Raw genomic sequence first — 24584 nt, 5'->3', positions numbered from 1 at the left:
GGATCACCCGTCACGCGGACACGTGCGCCACCCCGGGCCGTCCGCTCTGCACGTAGACGCTCGCCCGCGTCGACACCGGCGCGCCCGGCGCGTTGACGAACGGCACCACCCGGTAGTCGGTGCGCATCTCGTCACGGCCCAAGTGGCACATCTGGTACCCACGCTGGGAGTTGTGGAACTTCATGTGCGGGTTCTCGGCCAGCCAGGTCACGCCGAGGCTGTCGTGGTCGGTCCCGTTGCCGCCCGAGCTGATCGACGTGCCGAGGAACTCGGTGCCGATCGTCCGCGACCCCGGGTCGGCGAAGTCCAGCTTGAGATCGGCGGCCACGCTGCGGTGGGCGTCACCGGTGACGACGAGGAAGTTCTCGACGTTCCGCTCCGCCACGCCGTCGAAGAGCCGCTGGCGCGCGGCGGCGTACCCGTCCCAGGTGTCCATGCCGTACCGCTCGCCCGGGCCGGCGGTGTGGTCGGCCTCCATGGCGAAGATCTGGTTGCCGAGCACGTTCCACCGTGCGGTGGACGCGGCGAGCCCGGCCAGCAGCCATGCCTCCTGCTCGGCGCCGAGCATCTGCCGTTTCGGGTCCCAGCGCAGCGACGCGTCGGTGAGCTGCCGGTCACGGAACCGCCGGGTGTCGAGCACGTCGAGCTGCAGCAGGTCGCCGAACTGCAGGCGCCGGTAGACCTGCATCTCCGGGCCCTGCGGCATCGACGACGCCCGCAGGGGCAGGTTCTCGTAGTACGCCTGGTACGCGGCGGCCCGGCGGAGCCGGAACACGGCTGGGTCCTGGTCCGGCTCGGTGTCCGGCTGGGAGTGGTCACCGGCCCAGTTGTTCTCCACGTCGTGGTCGTCCGGCGCCACCACCCAGGGCGCGGCGGCGTGCGCGGCCTGCAACGACGGGTCGAGCTTGTACTGGGCGTACCGGATCCGGTAGTCGGTCAGGGAGAACGTCTCGACGGCCGGGTAGTGGGCGCGGCCGATCGAGCCGGCGCCGCCGCCCTCATAGATGTAGTCGCCGAGGTGGACGACGAGGTCCAGGTTCTCGCGGGCCAGGTGGTCGAACGCGGTGAAGTAGCCATCGGTGTAGGCCTGGCAGCTCGCGAACGCGAAGCTCAGCGACTGGAGCGCAGTCCCGGGGCGCGGCGCCGTGCGGGTGCGGCCCACCGGGCTGGCCTGGTCGGCGATCCGGAACCGGTACCAGTACACGCGGTCCGGCCGCAGGCCGTGCACCTCGGCGTGCACCGAGTACCCCCAGTCGGCCGTGGCGCGTTCCACGCCGCGACGCACGACCCGGCGGAAGCTCTCGTCCTCCGCCATCTCCCACCGCACCAGGACGGGGCGATCGGGCATGCCGCCGAGCCCGTCGAGGGCGAGCGGGTCCGGTGCCAGGCGGGTCCAGAGCACAACACCGTCGGACGTCGGGTCGCCGGACGCCACGCCGAGTGTGAACACGTAGCCTGGCAGGGTGACCCGGCTCTCCGAGGCGGTGGACGTCGCCGAAGCGGGCTCGGCGGCGAGTACCGCCGCGCCCGCGGCGATACCGCCCAGAGCGAGAAAGCGACGTCGGGGCAGCATGAGTGGGGACTGTGACATGAGGCGTTGCCTTCCGGACGGGTCGGGCATCTGTTCCTCGACATCCCAACGGCCCGGCCTGACGCTCCCGGGAACGGGTGGTGAACGGAACGCATTCTGATGTGGGGTTTCTGATCACATCGCTCCCCGAGCGGTGACAGCCGACAACGGTCGTGCAACGTTCTCGTGTCGGTGGCCGGACGCCGCTGGAGGATCGAAGGATCGCTCCAAGCCGCGACGACCAGCCGCGGACCGGAATTCGGTTCCGCCGTTCGGCTCGCGGGGCGCGCCGATAGGGCCAGCGAGCCTCGGCCGATTTATGTATGGTGCCCGCCATGATCCGCACGCCCACATTTACCGCCGCCGCTGCCATACTGCTCGCCCTGACCGGATGCGGCGAAGACGGGGACAGCAGCACCTCTCCTGCGTCGGCACCGACCACACCCGCCCTGCTTGCGTGCAGCGACCTCTTCAAGCCAGGTCAGAAGATCGAACAGGCGGAGGCCGAACGCGGCTGTCTCGACCGTGCCGGCGGCGTCCAGGTCGTCGGGGGGTTCCGTTGCGACGACGGCCGCGACCTGTGGGTGATGGACTCCTCGACAGGCGCGCCGGCCGGGTGGGGGTTCGGTGACGGCGAGTTCGTTGCGGTGCAGGACGCGGCGAGCGAATCCGGCTTCCGGAAGGCATACCAGATCTGCAAGCCGTAGCACCGCAAGCAGCACCGTGCATCCGCTGACCGAGGGCGTCACCGTCACGGTGACGCCCTCGACACCTCTTCGGTCCTACTTGGTCGCGGTCCCTCGCGGGCTGCCACCACGGCATGGCGGGAAGACCTACAACCGCACCGTCAGCGGCCCTGTGCCGGCGCGGCGATGCCCTCCTCGATCGCCAGCCGGGTCAGCTCCGGCCGCCGACGACGCCCCGTCTTCTCCCGGATCCGGTCGAGGTGGGATCGGACGGTACGGACGCTGATCGCCAACGCCTCCGCGATGTCCTGGTCCCGTTCGCCGGCCGCCAGCAGCGACAGCACCTGACGTTCCCGGTCGGACAACGGCACCCGGTACAGCGGCTGCCGTCCCCGGGAGGAGTCCAGCAGGATCGAGGCCAGGGTCGGCGACACGTAGGTGTTGCCGGCGGCGATCTCCCGTACCGCCCGGAGGATCTCGTCGGCATCGGCGTCCTTGGTCAGGTAGCCACGGGCCCCGGCGGCGATCGCCCCGAGCACGTCGGACTGGTCGCCGTGCGCGGACACCACCAGCACCCGGTGGCCCATCCCGGTGACCGCGACCACCGCCGCCGCGTCGCGCACCCCCGGCAGCCGCAGATCGAGGATCGCCACTCCCCCGCCGGGCTGCCGGTACGCCGCGAACTCCTCCACCGACTTGGCGGTCACCCTGACCTGGACATCCGGTGCGTCCCCGAGCGCCCGGACCAGCGCGGCCCGATAGAGGGGATGGTCCTCCACCACCGACACCTCGATCGTCGGCACGCCGGTCACCGGGGCTCCCCCGCGCCGGTGACCGGGGTGGTGATGCCCGGCGTGGCTGGCCGTCGGGCGGCGGCCGGGTCCAGCACGGGGCCGACGGGAAACAGCGCCAGCACGGTCGGTGGCACCGGCGTGGGCCGAACCGTCCCGTACCCGAGCGCCTTGAGCGCGTCGCCGTCCGGTACCGGATACCGTACGCCCTGGTCGGTGAGGAGGAAGACGGTGCCGAGGGCGGCCTGCGGTGTCGGCCGCTCGCGCACCACCGCGGCCCGGCCGGCCGGTACGAACACTCTGTCGGCTCGCGTGCCGCCGCCGGCTGCCAACGGCTCCGCCCCGGCCGGCACACCGGTGGCGGCGCCTAGCCTGACCACCGCCCGATCGCCGTCCACCGTCGCACACACCGCGGCCCCTTCCTGGGGCGCCTCGGCCGGCGGGGCGAGCCGGGCCGGATAGTCGGCGGCCTTACCGGCCACCGGCCGCGACTGCGCCACGTCGGCCGGCGTCACCGGAAGCTCGCGCGCCGCGCCACCCGGGTAGGCCGCGCGGTTGGCCGGGTTGCCGAGCACCAGCGCCGCCTCGGTCTGTCCGATCGGCAGCAACCCGTCGGCGTGGACCAGGTAGTAGCGGGGTTCGGTGCCGACGGTCGTGGCGGCGAGCACCTGGCCGACCCGGGTGCTCCGGTCACCGATCCGGGGCCCGGCGGCGCCTACCCCCGCCACCGTGATCAGTCGCAGGTCCGGGCCAGCGATCACCGCGCTCAGCCAGGCCGCGCTGACCGGCAGCGGGCGTACCGCGTCGTAGCCGAGGGCCACCGCCGTGGCCGAGTCGGTGATTCGGTGCCGGCGACCGGCCACCAACGCGTGCTCGGTGCCGTCCGGGCCGGCGACCAGCAACGCGGTCGCCGCGTCCACCTCGCTGCCCACCGGCGAGACCCCGGCCAGCGCCGTGGTGACCGGCGCGGTGCCCGCCGGCCGACCGTCGGCGGTCTGCGCACAGACGGTGAACGGCCCGGTCGTCAGCCGATCCCGGCCCGGCAACGACGGCGGCGCGCCGGGTATCCCGAGCGGGACGCCGCGCGGCGCACGCGCCAGCGACTTGCTCGACACCCGGCTGGTGGCGGTGCCGTCACCGCCCGCGAGCAGCCGCGCGGAGGCGTAGTTGAGCATCGGGTGCAGCAGCCCGTCGGCGCCCATCACGTACGCCGCTCCGGTGTCCTTGTCGATCACCACCTGGCCGGGCTTGCGCCAGTCGGTGTTCGCCCCGGGCCGCAGAAAGCCGTACACACCGAAGCCGGCGGTCACCAGCAGGGCGACCGCCGCGCCGAGCGCACACCCGATGACCAGACGGCGACTCGGCGACACCGGGTGGTTGGCGTCACCGACCTGCAGCGCCGAGACGAGCCGACGGCGAAGGAACTGGTACGCCTGTAGTTGGTCCCGCTGTGTCCACATCAGTTCGTCCCCGCCATGGTGCAGTGCACGCCCGGTGCACTAGAACTACGGATATAAGGTACGGATCGCCGACGAGATCGAGCCCAAGGAGCCGAGCCATGCCGCCAGCCGCACCGGCCACCGCACCGCCCCTCGATTCCACACGGCAGCGGAGTGCGCCGCCGCTGCCCGTACCACCGGTGGGACCGCGCACACTGCGCGGGCTCGGCGTCGGCCGGCTGGTGCTCTGGCAGACCGCGGTGCTGGGTGCGGTCGCGGCCGGCGGGCCGTCCGGCGCGGTCGGCGGCACGCTCACCGGGGTGGCGGCAGGCGTGGTGCTCGCTACCGGGGTGCGCTGGCGCGGCCGGTGGCTGTCCGACTGGGTGGTGGTCCGGCACCGCTTCCGGCGCCGCGCCGGAAATGCCCTGCCCGCCCTGCCCGGCCTGCGAACCCGGACCGACGCGGACCGGGCGGGTAACCGGATCGGGTTGGCCGGTGACGGCACTTCGTGGAGCGCGCTGCTGCGCGTCGAACCCGACGGCGACCTCGACGACCTGCTGCGCCGGCTGCTGTCCCGCTACGACGACCCCGATCTGCCGCTGGCCGGCGCGCAGCTGGTCGACTGGACCTCGCCCGGCACCGGCAACGCGGCGCGCTGGATCGCCATCCGGCTCGACCCCGAGACGGCCACCCGGGCGGTACAGGCCCGCGGCGGCGGCCGGATCGGTGCGGTACGTGCCGCGGGCACCGCCGCGCTGCGGCTCGCCGCCGAGCTGCGCGCCGGCGGGCATCAGGTCACCGCGCTCGACGGCGGTCAACTGCGCGACGCATGGGCCGCCGTGCTCGGTGTCGATCCGCGGCGCGCCGCCGATCCGGGCACCGAGACCTGGCACTACTGGTCGCTGGGCATGCTGCACCAGGTCTGCTTCCGGCCACGCCGACCCGCCCGGAGCCTGAGCGAGGTGGCCACGCTGCTTCGCCGGCACGCCGTCGCACCGGCGCTGGTCAGTGCCGTGTCGGTACGGTGGGACCGGCAACGCGGCGGCGGTACCCGCAGCACGGCGCTGATCCGGCTCGCGGTGCCCGCCGGACCAGCCCGGGAGGCGGTCGCCGAGGCGGTCGGGAAGGCCACCGCCGGCTTCGACCGGGATCTGGTCCCACTGGACGGGGCGCATGCCGAGGCGGCCTGGGCCACGCTGCCGCTGGCTGGCCTGCCAGTGAGTTAGCCGCCCCATGCGCGTGCCGCGCCGTAGATGTCGAGCACCGCGCCCGCCACCGGCACCAGACTGACCAGCGCCAGGAACTCGACCACGTCGAGCAGCCGGCCCCAGTACGGCGACGGTGTCTTGGCGGCGGCCCGGACCGCGTACGTCCCGCAGACCACTCCGGTCACCAGGAGCAGCCCGGCGAGGAGCAACCGCGTTCCGGGTCCGCCGGCCAGGCTGGCCCGAGCCGTCAGGCCGAGCACCGACGCGGCACCGGCCAGCAACAGGGCGGCCCGCTGGCCGACGCCGACGTAGGCTCGGGCGCGGAGCAACAGCGCGACGCCGGCCAGACCAGCCAGCGCCCACGCCCAGCGACCACCGCTCCACAGGAGTATCCCGGCGCAACCGGCGACGATGACCGCCAGGCCGCAGAGCAGACCGCTCAGGATCCGTTCGGCGGCCTCGGTGTCCGCGACCACCTCGGGTCCGAGCGTGGGCCGCTCGTCCCCGCGGAACGCCTCGATGTCGGTGGGGACCCCGGGCAGCGGCAGCCGGCCGAGCCGAAGCGCGAGCATCGGCAGCGCCGGACTGGCCACCACGGCCACGCAACAGGTGACCGCCGCGACCGAGGCGGGCGAGGAGGCGGTGAGCAGGTCGGCGAGCGCGCCGAGACTACCCACCGCGGCAGCCACCGCGGCGGCGGCGAACCGCTGCTCCGCCACCACCACGGCGGCCACCGCCGTGTAGAGAGTGGCCGCCGCGCCGGCCAGCGCCAGTCGACCCGCGGTCAGCTCCATCGCCGCGCCCAGGCCACCGATCGCCGCCAGCCCGCCGATCATCGCGGCCGGTACGCCACCGGCGGCCACCGCCGCGCCTATGCCTCGCTCGCCGAACGCCCGCGACAACGCTCCGCTGGCGAGCAGCAGTATCAGGGCCAGGATGCCGGAAAACAGCGCCACGGTCGACGCGGCGAGCCCGCTGAAGCCGACCGCGACCGCGACCGCGGTGAAGGCCAGCGCGGCGACCGCACCGCCGACCTTCCGGGACGCCGCCGCGCGCCACACTCCGGGCCGGTCCGCGGCGGCGCTCGCGATGGCGTCCACCACGTCGTCGAAGAGCATCGGGGTGGCCCGCCGGTCGACCGTGTCCAGGTAGAGCACCTCGCCGTCGCGCACCCCGGCGCCGCTGACGGTGACCGCGCCGTCCAACGGCGGCCCACCGAAGCGACGCAGTTCCCAGCCGACCCCGCCGGCCCGATCGGCCCGGTCGGCGTTGGTGGCCAGCAACCGGACCAGTTGCGGAAGCAGCTCCGCCACCGTGCTCTGTATCGGCAACGACACGTCGAGACGGGCGTGGGGGGCTACCACGGTGACCCGCCGAGGGGCAACCGCAGTGGTCACTGCTGCGCCTCGCCGAGCAGCGGGGCGTACCTCGCCTCGTTGGCCGCCGCCAGCTTGGCCAGGCCGTCGTTCACCGCCTCCAGCACCAGTTGGCCGAGGGTCTGCGCGTCGTAGCGACGCAGCACCTGCGGGTCGATGGTCACCTCGGTGAACCGGCCGTCTCCCTTGAGCTTCACAGTGACGTCGCCGTTGCCGGCGTACGCGGTCAGCTCCATTGTCGCCACCGAGCGCTGGATCTCCTCGATCCGCTGCTGCTGCTCACGCACCTGGGCGAGCAGATCCTCGATCGCCGGTTCCATCTGTCGTCTTCCCTCCGGTGTCACCGCTACTCGCCCGTGCCGTGGCCCGCCAGTGGACTACGGCCGCCGCCCCTGCACGTCGTATTGGATCGACTCACGGGTATGAGTCGCAAGGTTTGCGAGATACACGTACTGCGCGGCGGTGGTGTAGGCGTCCATGTAGTCGGCCCGGCCCGGGTCAGCCCGGGCCCACCGTACGGCCTCCTCCTCCGCGGCCGCGCCATGCAGCGCGCCAACCGGTACGGCCGGGGCCGATCCGCCGTTGCGTAGCTCGAAACTGGCGAGGTCGCCCGCCGCCGTGTAGACGGTCCCGTTGCCGGTGAACTGCGGATGGTGGAACACATCGGTGGGCACGCTCTGTGGATGCACCGGGGCGGGTGCCTGCAGGGCACCGGTAACGACGTCGGCCGCCTGCCCGAAGGCGAAGCCGGCGAACTCGCCGACCTCTGGCAACTTGCCGACCCCGAACCCGACCACGTCCTTGACCGCGTTGGCGATCGCCACCTGCCGGGCGTACGCCTCCTGCGCCGTACGGGTGGCCTGCTCGGCGTCCTGCACGTTGGCGTACCAGATCGCGTTGGCGGCCGCGGCGTTGGTCAGGCCGTCGACGTTGCCGGCGTACCGGCCCGCCTGTTCCATCGGGATCGTGCCGGCGTCGGCCTGGCGCAGCAGGTACTCCTGGTACAGGTCCGCGGCCGCGCTGATCTCGTCACGACCGTCCTGGGTGACCTGACCGAGCATCAGCATGTGCCGGGCGTCGGTGCTGCCCAGGCGCTGCGCCGCCGGATCGGTGTCCAACCCGTCGAGCGGCTGGGCGTACAGATCCAGGTTCGGCACGGTGGCCCGGGCGATCGCCTCGGCGAAGTGCGGGTTCTCCCGCATCGCGGCCAAGGTCTGCGGGTACGACGCCGGGTCGGTCATCGTCTGCGTGAGGTTGACGTACGCACCGCGGGCCAGGTCGTGCTCGGCGGGATCGGCGGTTCCGGCACCGATCCAGTCGACGACCCGGCCCGCGGTGCTGCCGTCGTCCGCCCACGCGAAGCCGGCCAGTCGGCGCAGTGTCTCGCCGTCGCTGGCCAGCGCCGCGTCGGCGACGTGGTTCCGGGTGGACACGTCGAGCAGCGTGGTCATCGTCGCATCCACCCGGGGCTTGTCCCAGAGCACCGCGTCGTCGGTCGACACGTAGTACCCGGGCTGGTCGGGGCTGTGCCGGGAGAGGTCGTCCAGTCGCTGGGTGACGTCGGCCATCTCGCCGACCCGACGGGTCACCGCGGCGGAGTAGTCGGCTCCGGCGACGAGATCCCGGTCGGCCGCGCCGGTCAGCTGCGACAGCGCCTCCCACTGGGCGTAGCGGGGCACGTCGAGCCGGTTGGTGTAGACCGTCTCGCCGAGCACCCCGGTCAACGGTGCGCGACCCGGCGTCGCCGGCACCTCGTGGGTGAAGCCGAACGAGTTGGTGCCGATGTTGGTCTCGGTGGCCGCCCGGGTGTGCACGAGGTCGCGGACCGCGGCAGGCAGGTCGGCCGGGTCCTGCGACAGGGTGAGGATGCCGTTGCCGACAGTCCGCAGCATCTCCTGCCGGTCGGCGGGGGCGAAGCCCGGGGCGGTCTCGCCGAAAATGCCGAACAGACTGGTCTGGTAGCGGTGCTCGGTGGCGTTGACGTAGCCCGGCAGGTCGAACACCCGGTCGCCGAGTGCGCCGTAGAACGACGTCAGGAAGGCCTTGTCCGCAGCGGACGGTGGTTGGCCGGTGCGTACCCGGTCGGTGATCACGGCGAGTTGCGCCATGCTCTGGCGGAACTGCGTTGGCGAGGCGTCTCCGGCAAGCGCGGCCCGCACCGACTCTGCCGCGAGACGTCCGTCGGCGCCGGCCGCGGCGGCCGGACCGGCGGCCCCGACCGGGTGCGGCCCGCCGAGCTCGGTGGCGACCTGCGCCAGCACCACGCCAAGCCGGTCCCACACCCCGCGCATCGCATCCAACGCCTGCTCACCGATGTTCCGGGCGTGCCCGAGCAGAGCGGAGACCTGACTGCTCGGCACCGCCCCGGCCGCGGCCACCAGGAGCTGGGCGTTGGCTCGGAACCGGGCGATGACCGTGTCGGCGGTGCTCGCGGCGGCCTCCAGGCCGCCGGCTGCGCGTTCCAGCGCGGCGGCGTGCCGGCGCAGCCGCGCCTCGGTGCCGTCCAGCCCGGTGGTGACCCGGCCGGCGGCGACGCCGAACGCGTCGTACGCCGAGCCGTGCCACTGCGCCGAGAGCCCGGTCCGGCGCCGGACCAGCTCGCCGGAGACGCCCGCCGCCTGGTCGGCGATCGCCAGATAGGAGTGGGCCACGGCCCGCAGCCCGGCCGGGTCGCCGGTCATCTGCCGGCGGTATTCGGCGAGCACCGTGGCGTACCGGGAGAGCAGCCAGGACAGCGCGCCCGACAGATTGACGGTGTGGCCGACCAGAGCGGGAGAAACGCCGGTCACCGGTCAGTCCACCTTGATCGAGCCGTCGGCGCCGACGCTGATGTCGGCGTTGACGCTCTGCCCACCGGAGCTGGCGGTGACCTCGATGTCGAACGCGCGTCCGGTGTCCACCGGCACCTCGACGGTCAACGTCATGTCGCCCTTGCTGGCCGTGATCGTCACGTCGTCGTCGCCGTCGTCGCCGGGCCCGGACGGGGCGGACGACGCCGGCCCGTCAACCGGCGCGGCCGGTGGGATCGGCAGGGTCTGCACCGGGCCGTGCGGCGTCATCGTCACCGGCGCCGCACCGTTGGGGAGCGAGGGCTGACCGGGTTGCACCGCGATCCACTGGTCGGTGCCGAGCGCCGGCGGGATGTAGTTGCTCATCGAACCGCCGGCCGGGTAGCCCGCGCCGGTGAACGACGGCATGCCGTAGCCGCTGGTGCCGTAGCTGCCGCCCAGGGCCACCTGTCCCGCGCCGGTGGCGACGCTGGCCATCGGTGGTGGCGCGAGCACGGGGTTGCCCGCGCTCCCGGGCGGCAGCGCCGGAGCGGGCACCGAGCCACCGTCGTTGTTCTTCGAGAACAACTGCTCGACCTGGCCGACGATGGTGGCCAGACCGGTCAGGATCTGGCCGAGGTTGGTCACCCCGATGGCGGTGAGGATGCCACCGATACCGGTGAGGAACGCCTTGAGGATCCCGGTGGTGCTGACCGCCAGGGCCCGACCGGCCGCCCGGGTGTACGGATTGGACATCAGCGCGGCCACCGTCGGGTTGACCGCGCTGACCACTGCCCGGTAGGCCGCCTGCGCGGTGGTCAACTGCGCGGCGGCACCCTCGAGTTCCCGAACGCCGGCGTACACGGTCTCGATGATCTGCTGGAAGCTCGCGAAGGACTTGTTCAGCTTCTGCACCACGGAGTCGCTCGCCGACCCGGCGGACCACACCTCACGCAGTTGCTCGCGGGCCCGCTCCAGGTCGGCCAACAGAGTGACCAGCCGGGCCACCCGCGCGGTCAACGCCGCAGAGTGGGCAAGGATGGCTTGCGGGTTACCGCCCACGATCGTGGGCAGTGCGACTGCACCGGGCCCGCGACCGCCGGCGGCGGCGTCCATCGCGCCCGAGTTGGGGATGTCAAACACGACGCACCTCTCTCGGCTTCAGGCCGTCGGGGTTCACCACAGCGAGGTCGCATCCGTCATCGGGCGGTAGACGCGGACGCGTCCGAACTCCGCCGCCGAGCCGACCGCTCCGTGGTTGTAGAGCTGGCCGCCCGCGCCGGCGACACCGATGACCGGGCCACCGTCACCGGCGACGGGCTGTACGACCACCACGTCGCCGGGGTGCACCAGGCCGGACACGTCCCGCCCGCTGCCGGAGTAGACCGCCAACAGGCCGACCCGTTCCTGGTTGGCCGGGCTGCGGTCGAGCCAGTCGGCGAAGTCCCGCGCGTCGCGGAAGGTCACCTCGGTCAGGGGCCGGGCCGAAAGCTCACCGAGCCCCGCCCGGCCCAGGTAGTCCAGGATGTTGCCGACCGACCCGGGCTCCCCCGCCGCGCCCGCGCTGTCGTTGATCGCGTAGCCGGCGAGGGCGGCGCTGGGCGCCGCACCAGTGCCGGTGGGCGCCCCGCCCAGCGCGGCGGCGACCGCCCGGTCCGCGTCGTCGTAGTCGTTGGCGCTGCGGTGTACCAGGTCGTTGATCTCCTGCAGCAGTTGCAGCAGCGTCCGCATGGTGCCGACGACCTGCCCCTGCATCGCGATGTTCGCCGACGCGACCGGCGAGCCCAGCTTCGCGAACGACGTCGGCGCGAGGGTGAGCCGCTCCAACTCCATCACCGTGCTGTAAGCCTGGAGCAGAATGCCGACGACGTTGCCGACCACTCCACGTACGGCATCCGGCCGCACGTTGTACGACGAGCCTGTCGTCATCGTTCGCACCTTCCCGCCAGATCGCCCACGCCCCGGGGCCGGGCAACTCGACCGCGCTGAGGCGGTTCCCGGATGGTTGCGGGTCATCGTAGGTTGGTGCGCGCAAGCCGTTAAACGGCAAAACTACCCACGACCTGCTCTGTCAAAGTGACCACGGGTCCCGATTCTTCGGGCCGAGGAGGCACCGCCGGATGTCCGCCGACACCTTCCGCCGCCGGGCTGTACTGCCCGAACCACCACGCGGCGAGATCATGCTGCAGTCCCCGCCCGCCCTGCCCCGCGGGTCCGGCCAGGCCGGCATGCAACTGATGTTCATGCTGCCGATGATGCTCGGCATGGGCGCCATGTCGTTCGTCTACATCGGGCGGTCCGGCGGGGCGATGACCTGGATCTTCGGCGCCCTGTACATCAGCGCCATGGTCGGCATGCTGATCATGAGCCTGTCCCGTGGCGGCGCCTCGAAGAAGGCGCAGATCAACGACGAACGACGCGACTACCTGCGCTACCTCGGCGGCCTGCGCGGCCAGGTCCGTGAGGTGGCGGTCCGCCAACGGGAGACGGCCCTGGCGGCGCTGCCCGACCCGGCCGACCTGTGGTCGTTCGCCGGCACCGAGCGGCTCTGGGAACGGGCCCGCACCGATCCCGACTTCGGCCGGGTCCGGGTCGGCACCGGGCCGCAGCGGCTGGCCACCGCGCTGCGGGCGCCACAGACCGCCCCGCTGGAGGACCTCGATCCGGTGGCGTCCACCTCGCTGCGGCACTTCATCCGCACCTACGCGACCGTCGGAGGGCTGCCGGTGGCGGTGTCCCTTCGTTCCTTCCAGCGGGTCACCCTGGCCGGCGACCGCCCCGAGATCCTGGCCCTCGCCCGGGCCCTGCTGGCCCACCTGGTCACCTTCCACTCCCCGGACAACCTGCGCGTCGCCGCCTGCGTCGGGCCGGACCGGCAGGACGGCTGGGACTGGCTGAAGTGGCTGCCCCACGCGGTGCATCCGGGCCGGGCCGACGCGAGTGGACCGACCCGGTTGGTCGCGCCCACCCTCAGTGAGTTGGCCGCGCTACTGGCCGACGATCCGGCCGACCCGGCGGCCCGCGGCCCGTTCAGACCCGGTGCCCGGCCCGAGGCACCGCATTTGCTGATCGTGCTCGACGGGGCCGGCACGCTGCCCGATGCCGGGCTGGCCCCACCCGACGGCCTGGCCGGCACCACCATGCTGGAGATCGGCGGCGGGTCCGGTGGCGCTGACGCGCTCGATCTGGTGATCTCCGAAGGTCGGCTCGGCATGCGCACCCTGGACGGCGTCTCGCTGGTCGGTGTGCCCGACCGGCTCAGCGTCGCCGGCGCCGAGGTGGTCGCCCGGCAGCTCACCGCGCTGCACACCGGCACGGCGGCGGCCAGCGAGCAACCGCTGTCCACCACCTTCGGCCTGGCCGACCTGCTCGGCATCGGCGACCCGCGCCGGCTCGACCCGGTGGTCACCTGGCGCCCCCGGTCGGCCCGGGACCGGCTGCGCATCCCGATCGGGGTGGATCCCGACGGGCGCCCGGTCGACCTGGACCTCAAGGAGTCGGCCGAAGGGGGCATGGGCCCGCACGGGCTGGTCATCGGGGCCACCGGGTCCGGCAAGAGCGAGCTGCTGCGCACCCTGGTCACCGGGCTCGCCGCCACCCACTCCTCGGAGACGCTCAACCTCGCGTTGATCGACTTCAAGGGTGGCGCCACCTTCGCCGGCATGACCGGCCTGCCGCACACCTGCGCGGTGATCACCAACCTCGCGGCCGACCTGACCCTGGTCGACCGGATGGCCGACGCGCTCCGCGGCGAGCTGGTCCGCCGCCAGGAACTACTGCGGGCCGCCGGGAACTACGCCTCGGTACGCGACTACGAGCGGGCCCGAACCGAGGGCACGCCGCTGCAACCGCTGCCCTCGCTGCTGGTGATCATCGACGAGTTCAGCGAACTGCTGTCCAGCCGTCCCGAGTTCATCGACCTGTTCGTGATGATCGGTCGGCTCGGCCGCAGCCTCGGCGTACACCTGATGCTCGCCTCGCAACGGCTCGAGGAGGGGCGGCTACGCGGCCTGGACAGCCACCTGAGCTACCGGATCGGGCTGCGCACCTTCTCCGCGGCGGAGAGCCGGGCGGTGCTCGGGGTGTCCGACGCGTACGAACTGCCGCCGGTACCCGGCTCGGCGTACCTGAAGTGGGACACCACCACCCTGCAACGGTTCAAGGCCGCGTACGTCTCCGGCGAACTGCCGCCCGAGCAGGCCGCCGCCGTGGCCGAGGAGATCCCGTACGAGCGGCGGGTGCTGCCGTTCGGGCTCGCCCCGCTGGCGCCGGCCGAGCCGGTACGCGCGCCGGCACCGGCGAACGGCCCCGACACCGCGACGACCAAGGGCGAGACCGTGCTGAGCGCCATGATCGGCCGGCTGCTCGGCAACGGGCCCGCCGCGCACCAGATCTGGCTGCCGCCGCTGGCCGAACCGCCCGCCCTGGACCAGCTGCTGCCGCCTCTGGGCATCGACCCGCAGCGCGGTCTGACCCCGGTGGGCTGGGCCGGCAACGGGCAGCTCACCGTGCCACTGGCCATCGTGGACAAGCCGTTCGAGCAGCGCCGGGACCTGCTGTGGGCGGAGCTGTCCGGGGCGGCCGGGCACGCGCTCGTGCTCGGCGCACCGCAGAGCGGCAAGAGCACCCTGCTGCGTACCCTGGTGACCGCGCTGGCACTCACCCACACCCCGACCGAGGCGCAGTTCTTCCTGCTCGACTTCGGTGGCGGCGGCCTGGCCACCCTCGCCGGCCTGCCGCATGTCAGCGGCTACGCCAACCGGATGGACACCGAACGGGTCCGCCGGATCATCGCCGAGCTGACCGGCCTGCTGGCCGAGCGGGAGCAGTCGTTCGCCGCGCACGGCATCGACTCGATCTCCGACTTCCGGCGCCGCCCACCGCCCAGCCCGGACGGGCGGACGTTCGGCGACGTGTTCCTCGTCGTCGACGGCTGGATGACCCTGCGCCAGGAGTTCGAGCCGCTGGACGAGTCGGTCACCACGCTCGCCGCCCGCGGCCTCGGGTTCGGCCTGCACGTCGTACTGTCGGCCAACCGGGCGATGGAGATCCGACCGGCCCTGCGCGACCTGATCGGCACCCACGTCGAGCTGCGCCTCGGCGACCCGGCCGACTCGGCGTACGACCGGCGGGCCGCGGCCGACGTGCCGAAGGGGGCTCCGGGACGCGGGCTCACCGCCGACAAGCTGCACTTCCTCGGCGGGCTGCCCCGCATCGACGGCCGCACCACGGTCAGCGACCTGCCTGACGGCGCGAGCGACCTGGTCAAGCAGGTGGACGCGAGCTGGCACGGCCCGCGCGCTCCGCAGGTGCGGTTGCTGCCCAGGCTGGTGCCGGCCGCCGACCTGCCCGGTCCGGTTCCCGGTGACCGGCGGATCCCGATCGGGCTGGCCGAGGCGGATCTGGGACCGGCCTACCTGAACTTCGACGCCGACCCGCACTTCATCGCCTTCGGCGACGTGGAGTCCGGCAAGACCGGGCTGCTGCGGGTGCTCGCCCAGCAGATCGCGGCCCGCTATCCGGTGGCCGAGGCCGCGGTCATCGTCGCCGACTACCGGCGCGGGCTGGTGGACGCCCTCACCGGCCCGCACCTGCTCGGCTACGCCGGCAGTGAGCCGGTGCTCGAGCAACTCGTCGCCGAGGCCGCGGAGGGACTGCGGCGGCGCCTGCCCGGTCCGGAGGTGACCGCCACCGAGTTGCGCGAGCGCAGCTGGTGGAGCGGCCCCGAGCTGTTCGTCCTCGTCGACGACTACGACCTGGTGGTGTCACCGAGCCGCAACCCACTCGCGCCCCTGCTGGACTTCCTGCCCCAGGCCAAGGACGTCGGCCTGCATCTGGTGCTCACCCGCCGGTCCGGCGGCGCCAGCCGAAGCCTGTTCGAGCCGGTCGTGCAGCGGCTGCGCGACCTGGGCACACCGGGCCTGCTGCTCTCCGGTTCCCGCGACGAGGGCGCACTGCTGGGCGACGTCAAGCCCAGCAAACAGCCGCCCGGACGTGGGCAGTTGGTGGACCGGCGGACCGGGGTGTCGCTGGTGCAGCTCGCCTGGGCGCAGACCGACCCGGCCTGATCCGAACCGGTCGGCGCACGGACCCGGCGGCCCCGGCCGCCGGGTCCCTGTGGGTAATAGTGCCGTGTCGGCGACGGGTACTTGTGCCGTACTACCAAGGGTGACGGATGCATAGCATCCCCAGCGTGTACGGCGCCGCAAGTCGGCGCGCGACCCTGCCAAGAGGAGGTGACCCGACGTGGCCAGTCCTGGATACCAGAGTGATGCCGCCGCGATGACGCGAGCGGTCAGCGGGTTCGACGAAGCCGCCACCAACACGGCTCGGAGCATGGCGCAACTCGAGAGCGAACTCGTGTCGGTACTGAGCCGGTACGCCGGTAACCAGGCCACCGCTTTCTGGCAGCTGCAAGGCCGGCTGCAGGAGAGCATGCGGGTTGCGTCACGGGAACTGCAGACCATGTCCGGTCTGGTCAACGAGAGTTTCCGCAACTACAACACCGGTGACATGGCGGCCGCCGATTCCCTGCGGGGCCTCACCGGCGCCGTGGGCGAGGGCAGCCCCGTACTCAGCCGGCTGGCCGGTGCCTAATCTGCCCGGAAAGGGGTGATGTGAGATGACCGCCGATGTGATCAATGTGGAATTCGGCGCGCTGCGGGCCGCCGCCGACTCGCTGCAGGTGAAGGCCCAGGCGTTGAACGGCCACGTGGAACAGCTACAGAGCAGCCTGGCCCCCATCAAGCAGACCTGGTACGCCTCCGGCAGTGCCGCCGGTCAGGCCGCGGAGCAGTCCGAGACGCGGCTGCGCGCGGCACTGGCCGACATCATCGCGGTGATCGGTCAGTTCTCCGGCAAGGTGAACGAGGCGCACGACACCCAGTTGGCGCTGGAGAACAGGAACACCAGCTTCTTCGCCTGAGCCGGTGCGATCAGCGGCGGCGTGGGGTGGGGCGGGATCCGCCTCCACCCGACGCCGCCGCCCCGCTGGCCGGCGTTGTTCTCAGCCGAGCTCCGAGACAGGAGAGCGCGACGATGTCCCACGAGGAGTCGTTCCGGGTCCACCTCGAATCGCTGCTGGCGTTCGCCCGCGAGTTGGAGGACCAATTGGAGGCGATGCGCAAACCGACGGACGGCCTCGGCCAGTTGCGCATCCGGCCGGTCCGGCTCGGCGAGTTCGGCGAGGCGGCGTCGCTGGCCGAGCGGCACCGGGCCGCCGCCGAACAGATGCACGAACTGCTGCACACCGTGCGGGAGGCGATCGCTTTCGCCAACGACGTGACCCGCATGATCGCGGACGGGTACGCCGACTACGACATCGGCGTCGCCACGTCCTTCCGGGCACACGGAAGGGACTGACACGATGCCGCGTGGACACGGTCGGGCGCGTAGCGACTTCAGCCAGTACAGCCATCACGAGCTCATGCGAATGCTGCACGCCGGCGAACCGAAGTCGGTGACCGAGGCGGCGGAGGGCTGGGGAGCCGCCGGCACCGCGCTGCACGAGCGCGCCGGCGACATCGAACGCCAGCTCCGCGAGTTCGAGCAGTGGTGGGACGGCGGCGCCGCCCGGCAGTACAAGTTGATGATCAATGATCTGACCTCGGGTATCCGGCAGGTGGCCAGCACCGCGTTCACGGTGCGTGACCTGGCCTACTCCTCCGCCGAGGCGCTCACGACGGCCCAGAAGTCGATGCCCGCCCCGGTCGCCGTACCCGATCTCGCCCCCTCCGTCGTCGCCGCCGCGACCACGCCCCTGGTCGTACCCGCGGACACCCCGGCCAGCACGGTCGACACGCTCCGCCAGCACCAGGCCGAGGCGGTCGCCGAGGTCCACGCCCAGCAGCGGGCACAGGCCGCCTCGAACGCGGCCCACCAGCAGGCGGTGCAGGTGATGTCCACCCTCGCCACCGAGTACGTCACCACCGAGGACGCGATGCCGGTCACCCCGAGCGCCGCGTCCCGACCGGCCACCGGCGCACCGATCGAGGAGCCACCGCCGGTCACGCCAGCCCCACCGCTGTCTCCACAGCCCGGTGGCGACCCGCCGTCCGTACCGGCCGAGACACCGGTCGACCCGGACAAGGCACCCGTCGACCCGGACGCGGCACCGCCGGCGACCCAACCCCGGCCGCTGTTCGGCACGATGTTCACCGCCGGGTTGGCCGCGGCCGCCGCCGCGCTCGGCGGGCGGTTCGCCACCGTGCCGCCTGGCCTGGGGGCCAAGCCGAAGGACGAGAAGAAGGAAACCGCCCCGGTGGCCACGGCCAACGACAAGGCCACCGCCGGCGGCGCCCGGATCCCCGCCGGCGGCGCGGGTGGCGGTGTGGGTGGCGGTTTGGGTGGCGGCGGAGGCGGCGTCGACATGTCGCCCGTGGCGAACCAGTCCTTGACTGGTCAGGCCGGCGGCCCGACGGCGAGCGGGCTCGCCGGAGCCGCAGGGGCCGCCGCCGGGGTAGCCGCGGCGAAGGGTATGGCCGGCGGCTTCATGCCGGCGATGCCCTTCGCCCCGATGGGCGCGGGCGACGCCGCCGGCGGCCGGCGCATCCCGCCCTGGCTGGTCGAGACCGAAGACGTGTGGGGCGAGCAGTCGGTGGTGACGCCGGCGGTGATCGGCGAGGAGCCTGAGTCGGACCAGCCGGGGAGCCGGTCATGGAGGTGACCACCGCCGGATTCCGAGCCGTCCCGACCGCACTGGACGCCGCGGCGGCCGAACTCACCGGAAGCGCCGACCGGTTGAACACCATCCGCGGGCAGCTCACCACGCAAGCCATCGACGGCAAGGCGTTCGGGTTGGTGCCGCAGTCCCAACGCGCCATGCAGGCACACGGCAACAGCCTGCAGCTCAGCAGCACCGAGCTGGAGTCGGCGGCGACACAGACCCGGCGGTTGGCCACGGGGGTGACCGCGACGGTGACCAACTACCGGCGGGGCGACACCCAGGTCAGCCAGGCATTCCGACAGCTACTGGGTGGTCTGGCCGGTGGCACCACCCTGGCCGCCACCGGGGCCACCGGGGCCACCGCGCCCGCCGGCACCACCCCGTTCGGCACCCGGATCGCGGCCAACCGTTCGGCGATCACCGCCGAGTTGGCCGCCGAACGGCAGCGCCTCGCCGGCTATCAGGCCCAGCTCACCGGGGACCCGGCCGTCGACCACCGTCTGCAGGAGACCATCACCCGGTCGCAGGCGCGCATCGAACTGTACGAGAACGTCATCGCCGAAAACCGCAAGATCCTCTCGTTCGACCCGTCCGGTGACGGATCGATGGTCGAGCTGGTCGGCGACATCGACGCCGGCACCCGCAACGTCGCCGTGTTCGTTCCGGGCACCTTCTCCGAGCTGGCCAATTTCGAGCGGTACCGCGACGCGGCGGCCGGTTTCGTCGACGCCGCCCCCCGGCGGGACCTGGCCATGGTCACCTGGATGGACGGCGACCTGCCCTCCAACCTGTTCCCGCAGGCCCCGTCGGCCAGCTACGCCGACAACCTCGGGCCCCGGCTCGCCGACTTCTCCCGTGAGCTGCGTGCCGAGATCGCCGGTTCCGCCGCGGCCGGCAACGACGTGCAGGTCACCTTCGCCGGCCACTCGTATGGCGGCGCCGTGGTCGGCACCGCCGAGCAGCACGGGTTGGACGCCGACCGGGTCCTGCACATCGAGTCGGCGGGCATGGGTCACGACGTGGACGGCCCGGAGGACCTGCGCCCGGCCCAGCCCGATGTGCAGCGCTACTCGATGACCGCCCCGGGCGACCCGATCGCCTGGGTCCGGGACATCAACATCTTCAACTGGGGGCACGGGGCCGACCCCGACGAGTTCCCCGGTGTGGTCCGGCTGGAGACCGGCAACTACCCCGACGGCCGACCGCTGGAGGGCACCTCCGCGCACTCCGACGTGCTGACCTACCACAGTGACGCGTGGTGGAACATGTACCAGGTGTTCACCGGCGGCCCGGTGGTGACGGTACCGTCGACGCCATGACCAGCCCGATCGACTACGAGCCACTGGCCGCCGTGGCGGGGCCGCTGCGGGCCGTGCTGCACGCGGTCGCCGCGCGGTTCGGCGCCGACGCCCGGGTCAGCCGCGACGAGCAGCTCGACTGCGACCCGTTCCGGCCGGCCGGCGTACCGAGCGAGTCGGTGCGCTGGGAGTACAACCTCCGGGTTCCCGTCCCGCCCGGCGCCGCCGAGATCCTGTTGACCGAGGTGGTGCCGGAGCTGCGCGCGGACGGTTGGCGAGCCACCGACCGCAGCGGCGAGACCGAGGTGGCCTACCAGTTCCAGCGGGACGGGGCGAACCTCGGCGTACACATCTCCCGGGACGGCACCGGCGAGGTGGTGGTGGGCGGCTCCAGCCGCTGCGTACCGACCGAGGTGCCGTAGCGCCGGCCGCACCACGGGTGGGGCGGTCAGCCGCCGGGACGCCAACCGCGGGCCCGGCCTCGACGCGCCACGGCCGTGCCGATCCCGAGCAGCAGCGCCGCCCCGAGTCCCGCCGACGCCAGCGGCAGCACCAACGGATCCACACGGGAGCCAGGGTTCGCACGGGCCGCGGCGACCGGCTGCGCGCTCGCGCCCACGGCCCCCGGCGGATCCTCGACACCCTCGGCGGCCACCGCCCGGTACGGGTCCACCATTCCCCAGCCGAGCTGCGGGTGGTGCCCGTCAACCGCGGTCCGGTGCGCGGTCGACTCGATCCGCCGCACCACCTCGGCGGCGCTGAGCTCTGGCCGGTAGGACCGCAGCAGCGCCGCCGTGCCCGCCACGTACGCCGCCGCGTAGGCCGGATCGTCAACCGTGGGTGAGTGTCCCAGCCGACCGTCCGCCCCGGCGGAGAGGCTCAGCAATTGTCTTCCCGGGGCGGCCACCCCGATGTAGTCACCGGATTCGGTAGAGGCCACCGCGCCGTCCGGCCCGAACGCACCGACCGCCAGCACCCCGGGCAGGGCGGTCGGGTAGCTGGTCGCACCCTGGGTCCGCGCGCCGGAAGCGGCCGGCGACACCACCACGATGTCGGCCGCGATCGCCCGTGCGGTGGCGTCCCGCAGCTGGGCGCTGTTCCTGGTTGCCGGCAGTACCACGTAGATCACTCGGGCGCGGGCGGTGACCGCGTAGTCGATGGCGGCGGCGAGGCGGCCGGGGTCGACGGCCCCGTCGCCCTGCCTGGTGGTCTGGGTGTAGCGAACCGGGAGCACGGACACGCCGGGAGCCAGACCGGCGAAGGTGGTCTTGTCGTGTGGCCGGGCGGCGATCAGGCCGGCGGCGAAGGTGCCTCGGCCGTCACAGTCGTCGGTGGCCCCGGCGCTGTTGGCCAGGACGTCCCGACCTTGCTCGACCTGACCTGGGCGAAACTGTGCGTTACGGGCGTCGACGCCGGTGCCGAGCACCGCGGTCCGCACCCCGGAACCCGTGCTCAGTGGCCACACCCGGCGCGGCCCGAGCAGTTCCATCGCCCACGGGGTGCCGGCGGTGTGCACTCCCACCGGTTTGGCGCAGCCGGCCGGCGCGCCGTAGCTGGCCGGCGCGGCTACCGGCAGCGCCCCGATCAGCGCGCCGACGACGCCCGCCAGTGCGCCGAGAGCGGGTCGCGGGCCAGCCGGCCCCGGCCGGTCCGCGCCACGCCTGGGACTGCCCGACCGGATCATGCCGGCACCCGCAGGGTTACCCGGGTGCCGCGACCGGGCCAGGACTCCACGGTCGCTTTGCCGCCTACCTCGCGCAACCGGGCCACGATCGACTCCCGGATGCCGAACCCGGGTCGGCCGGCGACATCGAAGCCACAGCCGTGGTCACGGACCACCACGACCAGGGCGTTGCTCTCCTCGTCGGCGCGGACCACCACGTCCTTGATCCCGGCGTGCTTGGCCACGTTGCCCAGTGCCTCCCGCACGCCACCGAGGACCGCGTCCCGGTCCGGGCCGGACATCCGGCTGCCGGCGCCGGCGGCCACCGCCAGCTCCACCCGCAGCCCGCGTCCCGCGAGTTCCTCCACCAGCTCGGCCAGCCCGTCGGCGAGCGGGTTGTCTCTGCCGCCACCGGGATCGTCGAGCGTCCTACGCAGCCGAGCGGCCTGGACCCGGGCGGTGGCCCGCACCTGGGCGAGCTGCACCGCTGACGCCGTCTCATCCGCCGGGCTGTGCAGGGCGATCGCTTCCAGGGTCTGCAACACCGTGTCGTGCAGCGACCGCAGCCACCGGGCCCGCTCGGCCTCCCGACCGGCTCGGATTCCGTACGACATGGCCAGGTGCAGACTCAGCCCACAGATCACGAGCGCCACCAACGCGACCACCACCGCCAATCCGAGCCACCCGGCCCGGCCGGCGAGCGTTCCCCTGTCCGCGGCGGCGCCGAACGCGGCCGTCGCCATCTGGACCGGCATCGACAGCAGCACCGCGAGCACGCCACCGACCAGGCCGTACGCGCCGGTCACCAGGACCACGGCACCGGCCAGGTAGGACCAGAACACCTCGGTGTGGGGCACCACCGCACTTGCCACCACATCCACCCCGTACGCCACGGCGAGGTCGACCAGCACCGCCCCGCGTACCCGTTCGAGGTCCACCGTCGGCCGCCGGTAGACCGTGACGATCGCCGCGACGTTGGCGGCCAGCAACAGAGCCGCAACCGGCAGCAGAGTAACCATTGCCACCGGCTCCCCGCGCACCACGAGCAGGCCCATGGCAACGGGCAGGACGCACGCCCGGTATGCCAGAGCACCGAGCAGCAGGCAACGCGAGGTCTGGCGACGCAGCACGGCTGCGGCGGCGCCGCCGACCGGACCGAGACTCTCCGCGGCGGCCGCCGGCGTCCACATCGGACGTCGCCGCGGGGTTGCGACCCCCGCCACGGCGGCACGGGTCAGCAGCGCGAACACCATGGCCGGCATGGCGGCACTGTCGACTGTCACGGACCCTCCCGCGCTGCGCCGACCAATGCCCACGTGTCAGCTCCTTTGTCCACAACAAGGACCGCGCGTCGCGACTGGCCCCACGAGGATCATGGCCAGTTTTCCCGACATTTGACCTTCGAAGCAAGAGCTGGCCGCGCATTGATCCGGACCGACGTCGAATGGCGCCCGGGCCCGCGATCGGGCGAGATCAGCGAGCCGCGATCGCCGACCAGCCATGGGCATCTGAGCGTGTAGTGGCAGAACCCCGATGCAGCCCAATCGCTGATACTGGTGCACGTCACTTCAAGGTTGTCCCGTCTCCAACCGCCCCCCATCCCCCACGAGGTGCGTCACCATCCGCCGTCGAAGAAGGCCAAGAGTGCCGGCGCCGGGTCCGCTGCGGTGGTCACGTTCGCCACAACGACAACGATCACGACCAGCGACAACAACGCCGACAGAACACCGAAAGACCCCGACACGCGCCTCGTACGCCTGTCGGACGGCCCTGTTCTCGCAAACCTCTTCCACAACACCACGCTCGTGCCGACGAGGACGACCGCCACGATCCCAGCAACCACGGCCATCGCCACGTGATATCGCGAAAAGTCGCTGATCATCACCTCGAGGGCTGGCGGGGTCTGGTCACCCGCGCTCAGGGAGTCCGCCAGTCGCTGCCTGACGTGATCGAGCGTATCGGCGAACTCTCCGTCGGTTTCGCCGGCCGCCAGCATCGGCAACAGCGAGGCGAAGGGCGCTACTGCACCCTGGACGTTGGCCATCACCATCGCCAACGAGAACAGCGCGAGCATCGTGACAAGAACGCCGCCCGACGTGAGGGCGGCCCTCCTTCCCGCCCCGAGACCGCCTGCCCTCAGGAATTCCTTCCAGAGAAGGAGGCCGAGTGCAACGAGCACGACCAGCAAGAGCGCAGCGATCACGGCCTTGGCCAGGTGGTAACGGAACCAGTAATCGACAACCCTCTGCAAGCCCGGGGGAAAATCCCGGTCGCCGGAACTCCAGTACTTGACGAATTCTTCGCGGAGGGCTTCGACGAGATCGCGCCTGTCGACGAAGCCGCCGCCCGACCCGCTCGCCGCCAGCGTGGGCGGGGCGACGACGAACGCGGCGACGAGGGCCACGGCGAGGGCGACGAGCGTGGCGAGGATGCGACCGGAGATGCCTGCGGATCGCGACGGGGCTGCTGGACTGCGCAAGGAGGTTCCTTCGGCTCGATCGAGTGGGTAGACGGCGCGCCGACCTGTCGGTTCGCCGGTTGAGGGGTTGGTGCAGCAGGGTCCCAGGACCAGGGATGTTCGAGACGGTCCTGCCGAGCACGCTGGACCGCTTGGCCACGCGAACCGCTCCCGAACTGGAAGAGCTGATCGGTGGCCATGGGCAGGGCGAGGGAGCCGACGACAACGGGGCGGTGGCCGGCCGCAGCCCGGAGGGCCGCCGCCACCATGAGGCGGTTACGGCGTCGGCGGTGAGCAGATCGTGTTCGGGGTTGTTCGTGCGCGCTGGTGGGTTGTCATGCTGTCGTTCATTCCGATCACCATTCCGCACCGGCCGTCGCCCGGTCACGGGGGTGCGCCGGACACTTGGGGGTGGGGCCTGCCCCACCTCCCGGGGCAGGGCGGGCGGGCCTCGGGTCGCACGCGATGACGCCATCACCGCCGATCACGAGTCGACCGGCCGGGCCGCCGAACCACAGCCATGGCAGCGGCGAAGCAGCACGACGCGGGCTGGATCCCTTGCCAACGGCCCCTTCCTCGCGACGGTGACGTCTACGGCGCTGACCGCGGTCCGGCACGTGCACATGCTGTCGCCCGGGCTGACCTCGGCCTGTTGTGCGCGT

Annotated in this window: 20 protein-coding genes; 9 read left to right on the top strand and 11 right to left on the bottom strand. The window is 72.6% G+C overall.

Going from position 1 to position 24584, the window contains the following annotated elements; all coding sequences use genetic code 11:
• Positions 1-10 precede the first annotated feature (10 nt).
• On the bottom strand, positions 11-1573 hold the full coding sequence (locus ACGF5C_RS05405; RefSeq protein WP_393296897.1) for an alkaline phosphatase D family protein: 1563 nt from the start codon (positions 1571-1573) through the stop codon (positions 11-13).
• 332 nt (positions 1574-1905) lie between these two features.
• On the opposite strand from ACGF5C_RS05405, the gene ACGF5C_RS05400 reads away from it, so the two are divergent.
• Positions 1906-2277 (top strand): hypothetical protein, encoded by a 372-nt coding sequence (locus ACGF5C_RS05400; protein ID WP_393296895.1) that lies wholly within the window; start codon positions 1906-1908, stop codon positions 2275-2277.
• A gap of 140 nt (positions 2278-2417) precedes the next feature.
• Here ACGF5C_RS05400 and ACGF5C_RS05395 read toward each other — a convergent pair whose 3' ends face one another.
• Together ACGF5C_RS05395 and eccB are read right to left on the bottom strand one after the other, a co-directional pair.
• The gene (locus tag ACGF5C_RS05395) at positions 2418-3068 is read right to left on the bottom strand and encodes a LuxR C-terminal-related transcriptional regulator (RefSeq protein ID WP_393296893.1); all 651 of its coding nucleotides are present in this window, start codon (positions 3066-3068) and stop codon (positions 2418-2420) included.
• A complete protein-coding gene (gene eccB, locus ACGF5C_RS05390) occupies positions 3065-4507 on the bottom strand; it encodes a type VII secretion protein EccB (RefSeq protein ID WP_393296891.1) in 1443 nt (480 codons plus the stop codon). Before eccB ends, ACGF5C_RS05395 begins: the two co-directional genes overlap by 4 nt.
• Before the next feature lie 179 nt (positions 4508-4686).
• On the opposite strand from eccB, the gene ACGF5C_RS05385 reads away from it, so the two are divergent.
• Positions 4687-5712 carry a type VII secretion protein EccE gene (locus ACGF5C_RS05385; RefSeq protein WP_393296889.1) on the top strand — a complete coding sequence of 342 codons (1026 nt, stop codon included), beginning with the start codon at positions 4687-4689 and terminating at the stop codon, positions 5710-5712.
• Here the strand turns inward: ACGF5C_RS05385 and eccD are convergent.
• The 5 genes from eccD to ACGF5C_RS05360 are packed head-to-tail and all read right to left on the bottom strand — an operon-like array spanning position 5709 to position 11767.
• Positions 5709-7058 carry a type VII secretion integral membrane protein EccD gene (gene eccD, locus ACGF5C_RS05380; protein WP_393296999.1) on the bottom strand — a complete coding sequence of 450 codons (1350 nt, stop codon included), beginning with the start codon at positions 7056-7058 and terminating at the stop codon, positions 5709-5711. The two genes, ACGF5C_RS05385 and eccD, sit on opposite strands and share 4 nt — an antisense overlap.
• A gap of 29 nt (positions 7059-7087) precedes the next feature.
• Entirely contained in the window at positions 7088-7390 is a 303-nt protein-coding gene (locus ACGF5C_RS05375) for a YbaB/EbfC family nucleoid-associated protein (protein ID WP_393296887.1), read from the bottom strand.
• A gap of 57 nt (positions 7391-7447) precedes the next feature.
• Positions 7448-9859: a WXG100 family type VII secretion target gene (locus tag ACGF5C_RS05370; protein WP_393296885.1), complete on the bottom strand. Its 2412-nt coding sequence runs from the start codon at positions 9857-9859 to the stop codon at positions 7448-7450.
• 3 nt (positions 9860-9862) lie between these two features.
• Entirely contained in the window at positions 9863-10981 is a 1119-nt protein-coding gene (locus ACGF5C_RS05365; RefSeq protein ID WP_393296883.1) for a hypothetical protein, read from the bottom strand.
• 33 nt (positions 10982-11014) lie between these two features.
• Positions 11015-11767, bottom strand: a complete 753-nt coding sequence (locus ACGF5C_RS05360) for a WXG100 family type VII secretion target (RefSeq protein ID WP_393296881.1) — start codon at positions 11765-11767, stop codon at positions 11015-11017.
• A 191-nt stretch (positions 11768-11958) separates the two neighbouring features.
• On the opposite strand from ACGF5C_RS05360, the gene eccCa reads away from it, so the two are divergent.
• From eccCa to ACGF5C_RS05325, 7 genes are all read left to right on the top strand, one after another.
• Positions 11959-15906, top strand: a complete 3948-nt coding sequence (gene eccCa / locus ACGF5C_RS05355) for a type VII secretion protein EccCa (protein WP_393296879.1) — start codon at positions 11959-11961, stop codon at positions 15904-15906.
• 178 nt (positions 15907-16084) lie between these two features.
• A complete protein-coding gene (locus ACGF5C_RS05350; RefSeq protein WP_350705959.1) occupies positions 16085-16435 on the top strand; it encodes a hypothetical protein in 351 nt (116 codons plus the stop codon).
• Positions 16436-16460: 25 nt separating this feature from the next.
• Positions 16461-16763 carry a WXG100 family type VII secretion target gene (locus tag ACGF5C_RS05345; RefSeq protein ID WP_350705957.1) on the top strand — a complete coding sequence of 101 codons (303 nt, stop codon included), beginning with the start codon at positions 16461-16463 and terminating at the stop codon, positions 16761-16763.
• Positions 16764-16876: 113 nt separating this feature from the next.
• Positions 16877-17200 (top strand): hypothetical protein, encoded by a 324-nt coding sequence (locus ACGF5C_RS05340; protein WP_350678828.1) that lies wholly within the window; start codon positions 16877-16879, stop codon positions 17198-17200.
• Positions 17201-17264: 64 nt separating this feature from the next.
• Positions 17265-18503, top strand: coding sequence for a WXG100 family type VII secretion target (locus ACGF5C_RS05335; RefSeq protein WP_393296877.1), 1239 nt, complete (start codon positions 17265-17267; stop codon positions 18501-18503).
• Positions 18494-19822, top strand: coding sequence for an alpha/beta hydrolase (locus ACGF5C_RS05330; RefSeq protein ID WP_393296876.1), 1329 nt, complete (start codon positions 18494-18496; stop codon positions 19820-19822). The genes ACGF5C_RS05335 and ACGF5C_RS05330 overlap by 10 nt, the downstream gene beginning before the upstream one ends.
• Positions 19819-20223 carry a hypothetical protein gene (locus ACGF5C_RS05325; RefSeq protein ID WP_393296874.1) on the top strand — a complete coding sequence of 135 codons (405 nt, stop codon included), beginning with the start codon at positions 19819-19821 and terminating at the stop codon, positions 20221-20223. Before ACGF5C_RS05330 ends, ACGF5C_RS05325 begins: the two co-directional genes overlap by 4 nt.
• A gap of 26 nt (positions 20224-20249) precedes the next feature.
• Here ACGF5C_RS05325 and ACGF5C_RS05320 read toward each other — a convergent pair whose 3' ends face one another.
• The 3 genes from ACGF5C_RS05320 to ACGF5C_RS05310 form a co-directional block, all read right to left on the bottom strand.
• On the bottom strand, positions 20250-21485 hold the full coding sequence (locus ACGF5C_RS05320; protein WP_393296872.1) for a S8 family serine peptidase: 1236 nt from the start codon (positions 21483-21485) through the stop codon (positions 20250-20252).
• A complete protein-coding gene (locus ACGF5C_RS05315) occupies positions 21482-22747 on the bottom strand; it encodes a sensor histidine kinase (protein ID WP_393296870.1) in 1266 nt (421 codons plus the stop codon). The genes ACGF5C_RS05320 and ACGF5C_RS05315 overlap by 4 nt, the downstream gene beginning before the upstream one ends.
• Positions 22748-23079: 332 nt before the next feature.
• Positions 23080-23943 (bottom strand): hypothetical protein, encoded by an 864-nt coding sequence (locus ACGF5C_RS05310; protein WP_393296868.1) that lies wholly within the window; start codon positions 23941-23943, stop codon positions 23080-23082.
• Between the last annotated feature and the right edge of the window lie 641 nt (positions 23944-24584).

The organism is Micromonospora sp. NPDC047620, from assembly GCF_043205005.1.
Taxonomy (GTDB): domain Bacteria; phylum Actinomycetota; class Actinomycetes; order Mycobacteriales; family Micromonosporaceae; genus Micromonospora.
This window is presented reverse-complemented; position numbering and strand designations above follow the sequence as displayed.

What these genes read in the sequence shown, in the direction of transcription:
- ACGF5C_RS05405 (WP_393296897.1), bottom strand. Translation starts at nt 1,573, where the DNA reads ATGCTGCCCCGACGTCGCTTTCTCGCTCTGGGCGGTATCGCCGCGGGC.
- ACGF5C_RS05400 (WP_393296895.1), top strand. Translation starts at nt 1,906, where the DNA reads ATGATCCGCACGCCCACATTTACCGCCGCCGCTGCCATACTGCTCGCC.
- eccB (WP_393296891.1), bottom strand. Translation starts at nt 4,507, where the DNA reads ATGTGGACACAGCGGGACCAACTACAGGCGTACCAGTTCCTTCGCCGT.
- ACGF5C_RS05375 (WP_393296887.1), bottom strand. Translation starts at nt 7,390, where the DNA reads ATGGAACCGGCGATCGAGGATCTGCTCGCCCAGGTGCGTGAGCAGCAG.
- ACGF5C_RS05360 (WP_393296881.1), bottom strand. Translation starts at nt 11,767, where the DNA reads ATGACGACAGGCTCGTCGTACAACGTGCGGCCGGATGCCGTACGTGGA.
- eccCa (WP_393296879.1), top strand. Translation starts at nt 11,959, where the DNA reads ATGTCCGCCGACACCTTCCGCCGCCGGGCTGTACTGCCCGAACCACCA.
- ACGF5C_RS05345 (WP_350705957.1), top strand. Translation starts at nt 16,461, where the DNA reads ATGACCGCCGATGTGATCAATGTGGAATTCGGCGCGCTGCGGGCCGCC.
- ACGF5C_RS05340 (WP_350678828.1), top strand. Translation starts at nt 16,877, where the DNA reads ATGTCCCACGAGGAGTCGTTCCGGGTCCACCTCGAATCGCTGCTGGCG.
- ACGF5C_RS05335 (WP_393296877.1), top strand. Translation starts at nt 17,265, where the DNA reads ATGCGAATGCTGCACGCCGGCGAACCGAAGTCGGTGACCGAGGCGGCG.
- ACGF5C_RS05330 (WP_393296876.1), top strand. Translation starts at nt 18,494, where the DNA reads ATGGAGGTGACCACCGCCGGATTCCGAGCCGTCCCGACCGCACTGGAC.
- ACGF5C_RS05325 (WP_393296874.1), top strand. Translation starts at nt 19,819, where the DNA reads ATGACCAGCCCGATCGACTACGAGCCACTGGCCGCCGTGGCGGGGCCG.
- ACGF5C_RS05320 (WP_393296872.1), bottom strand. Translation starts at nt 21,485, where the DNA reads ATGATCCGGTCGGGCAGTCCCAGGCGTGGCGCGGACCGGCCGGGGCCG.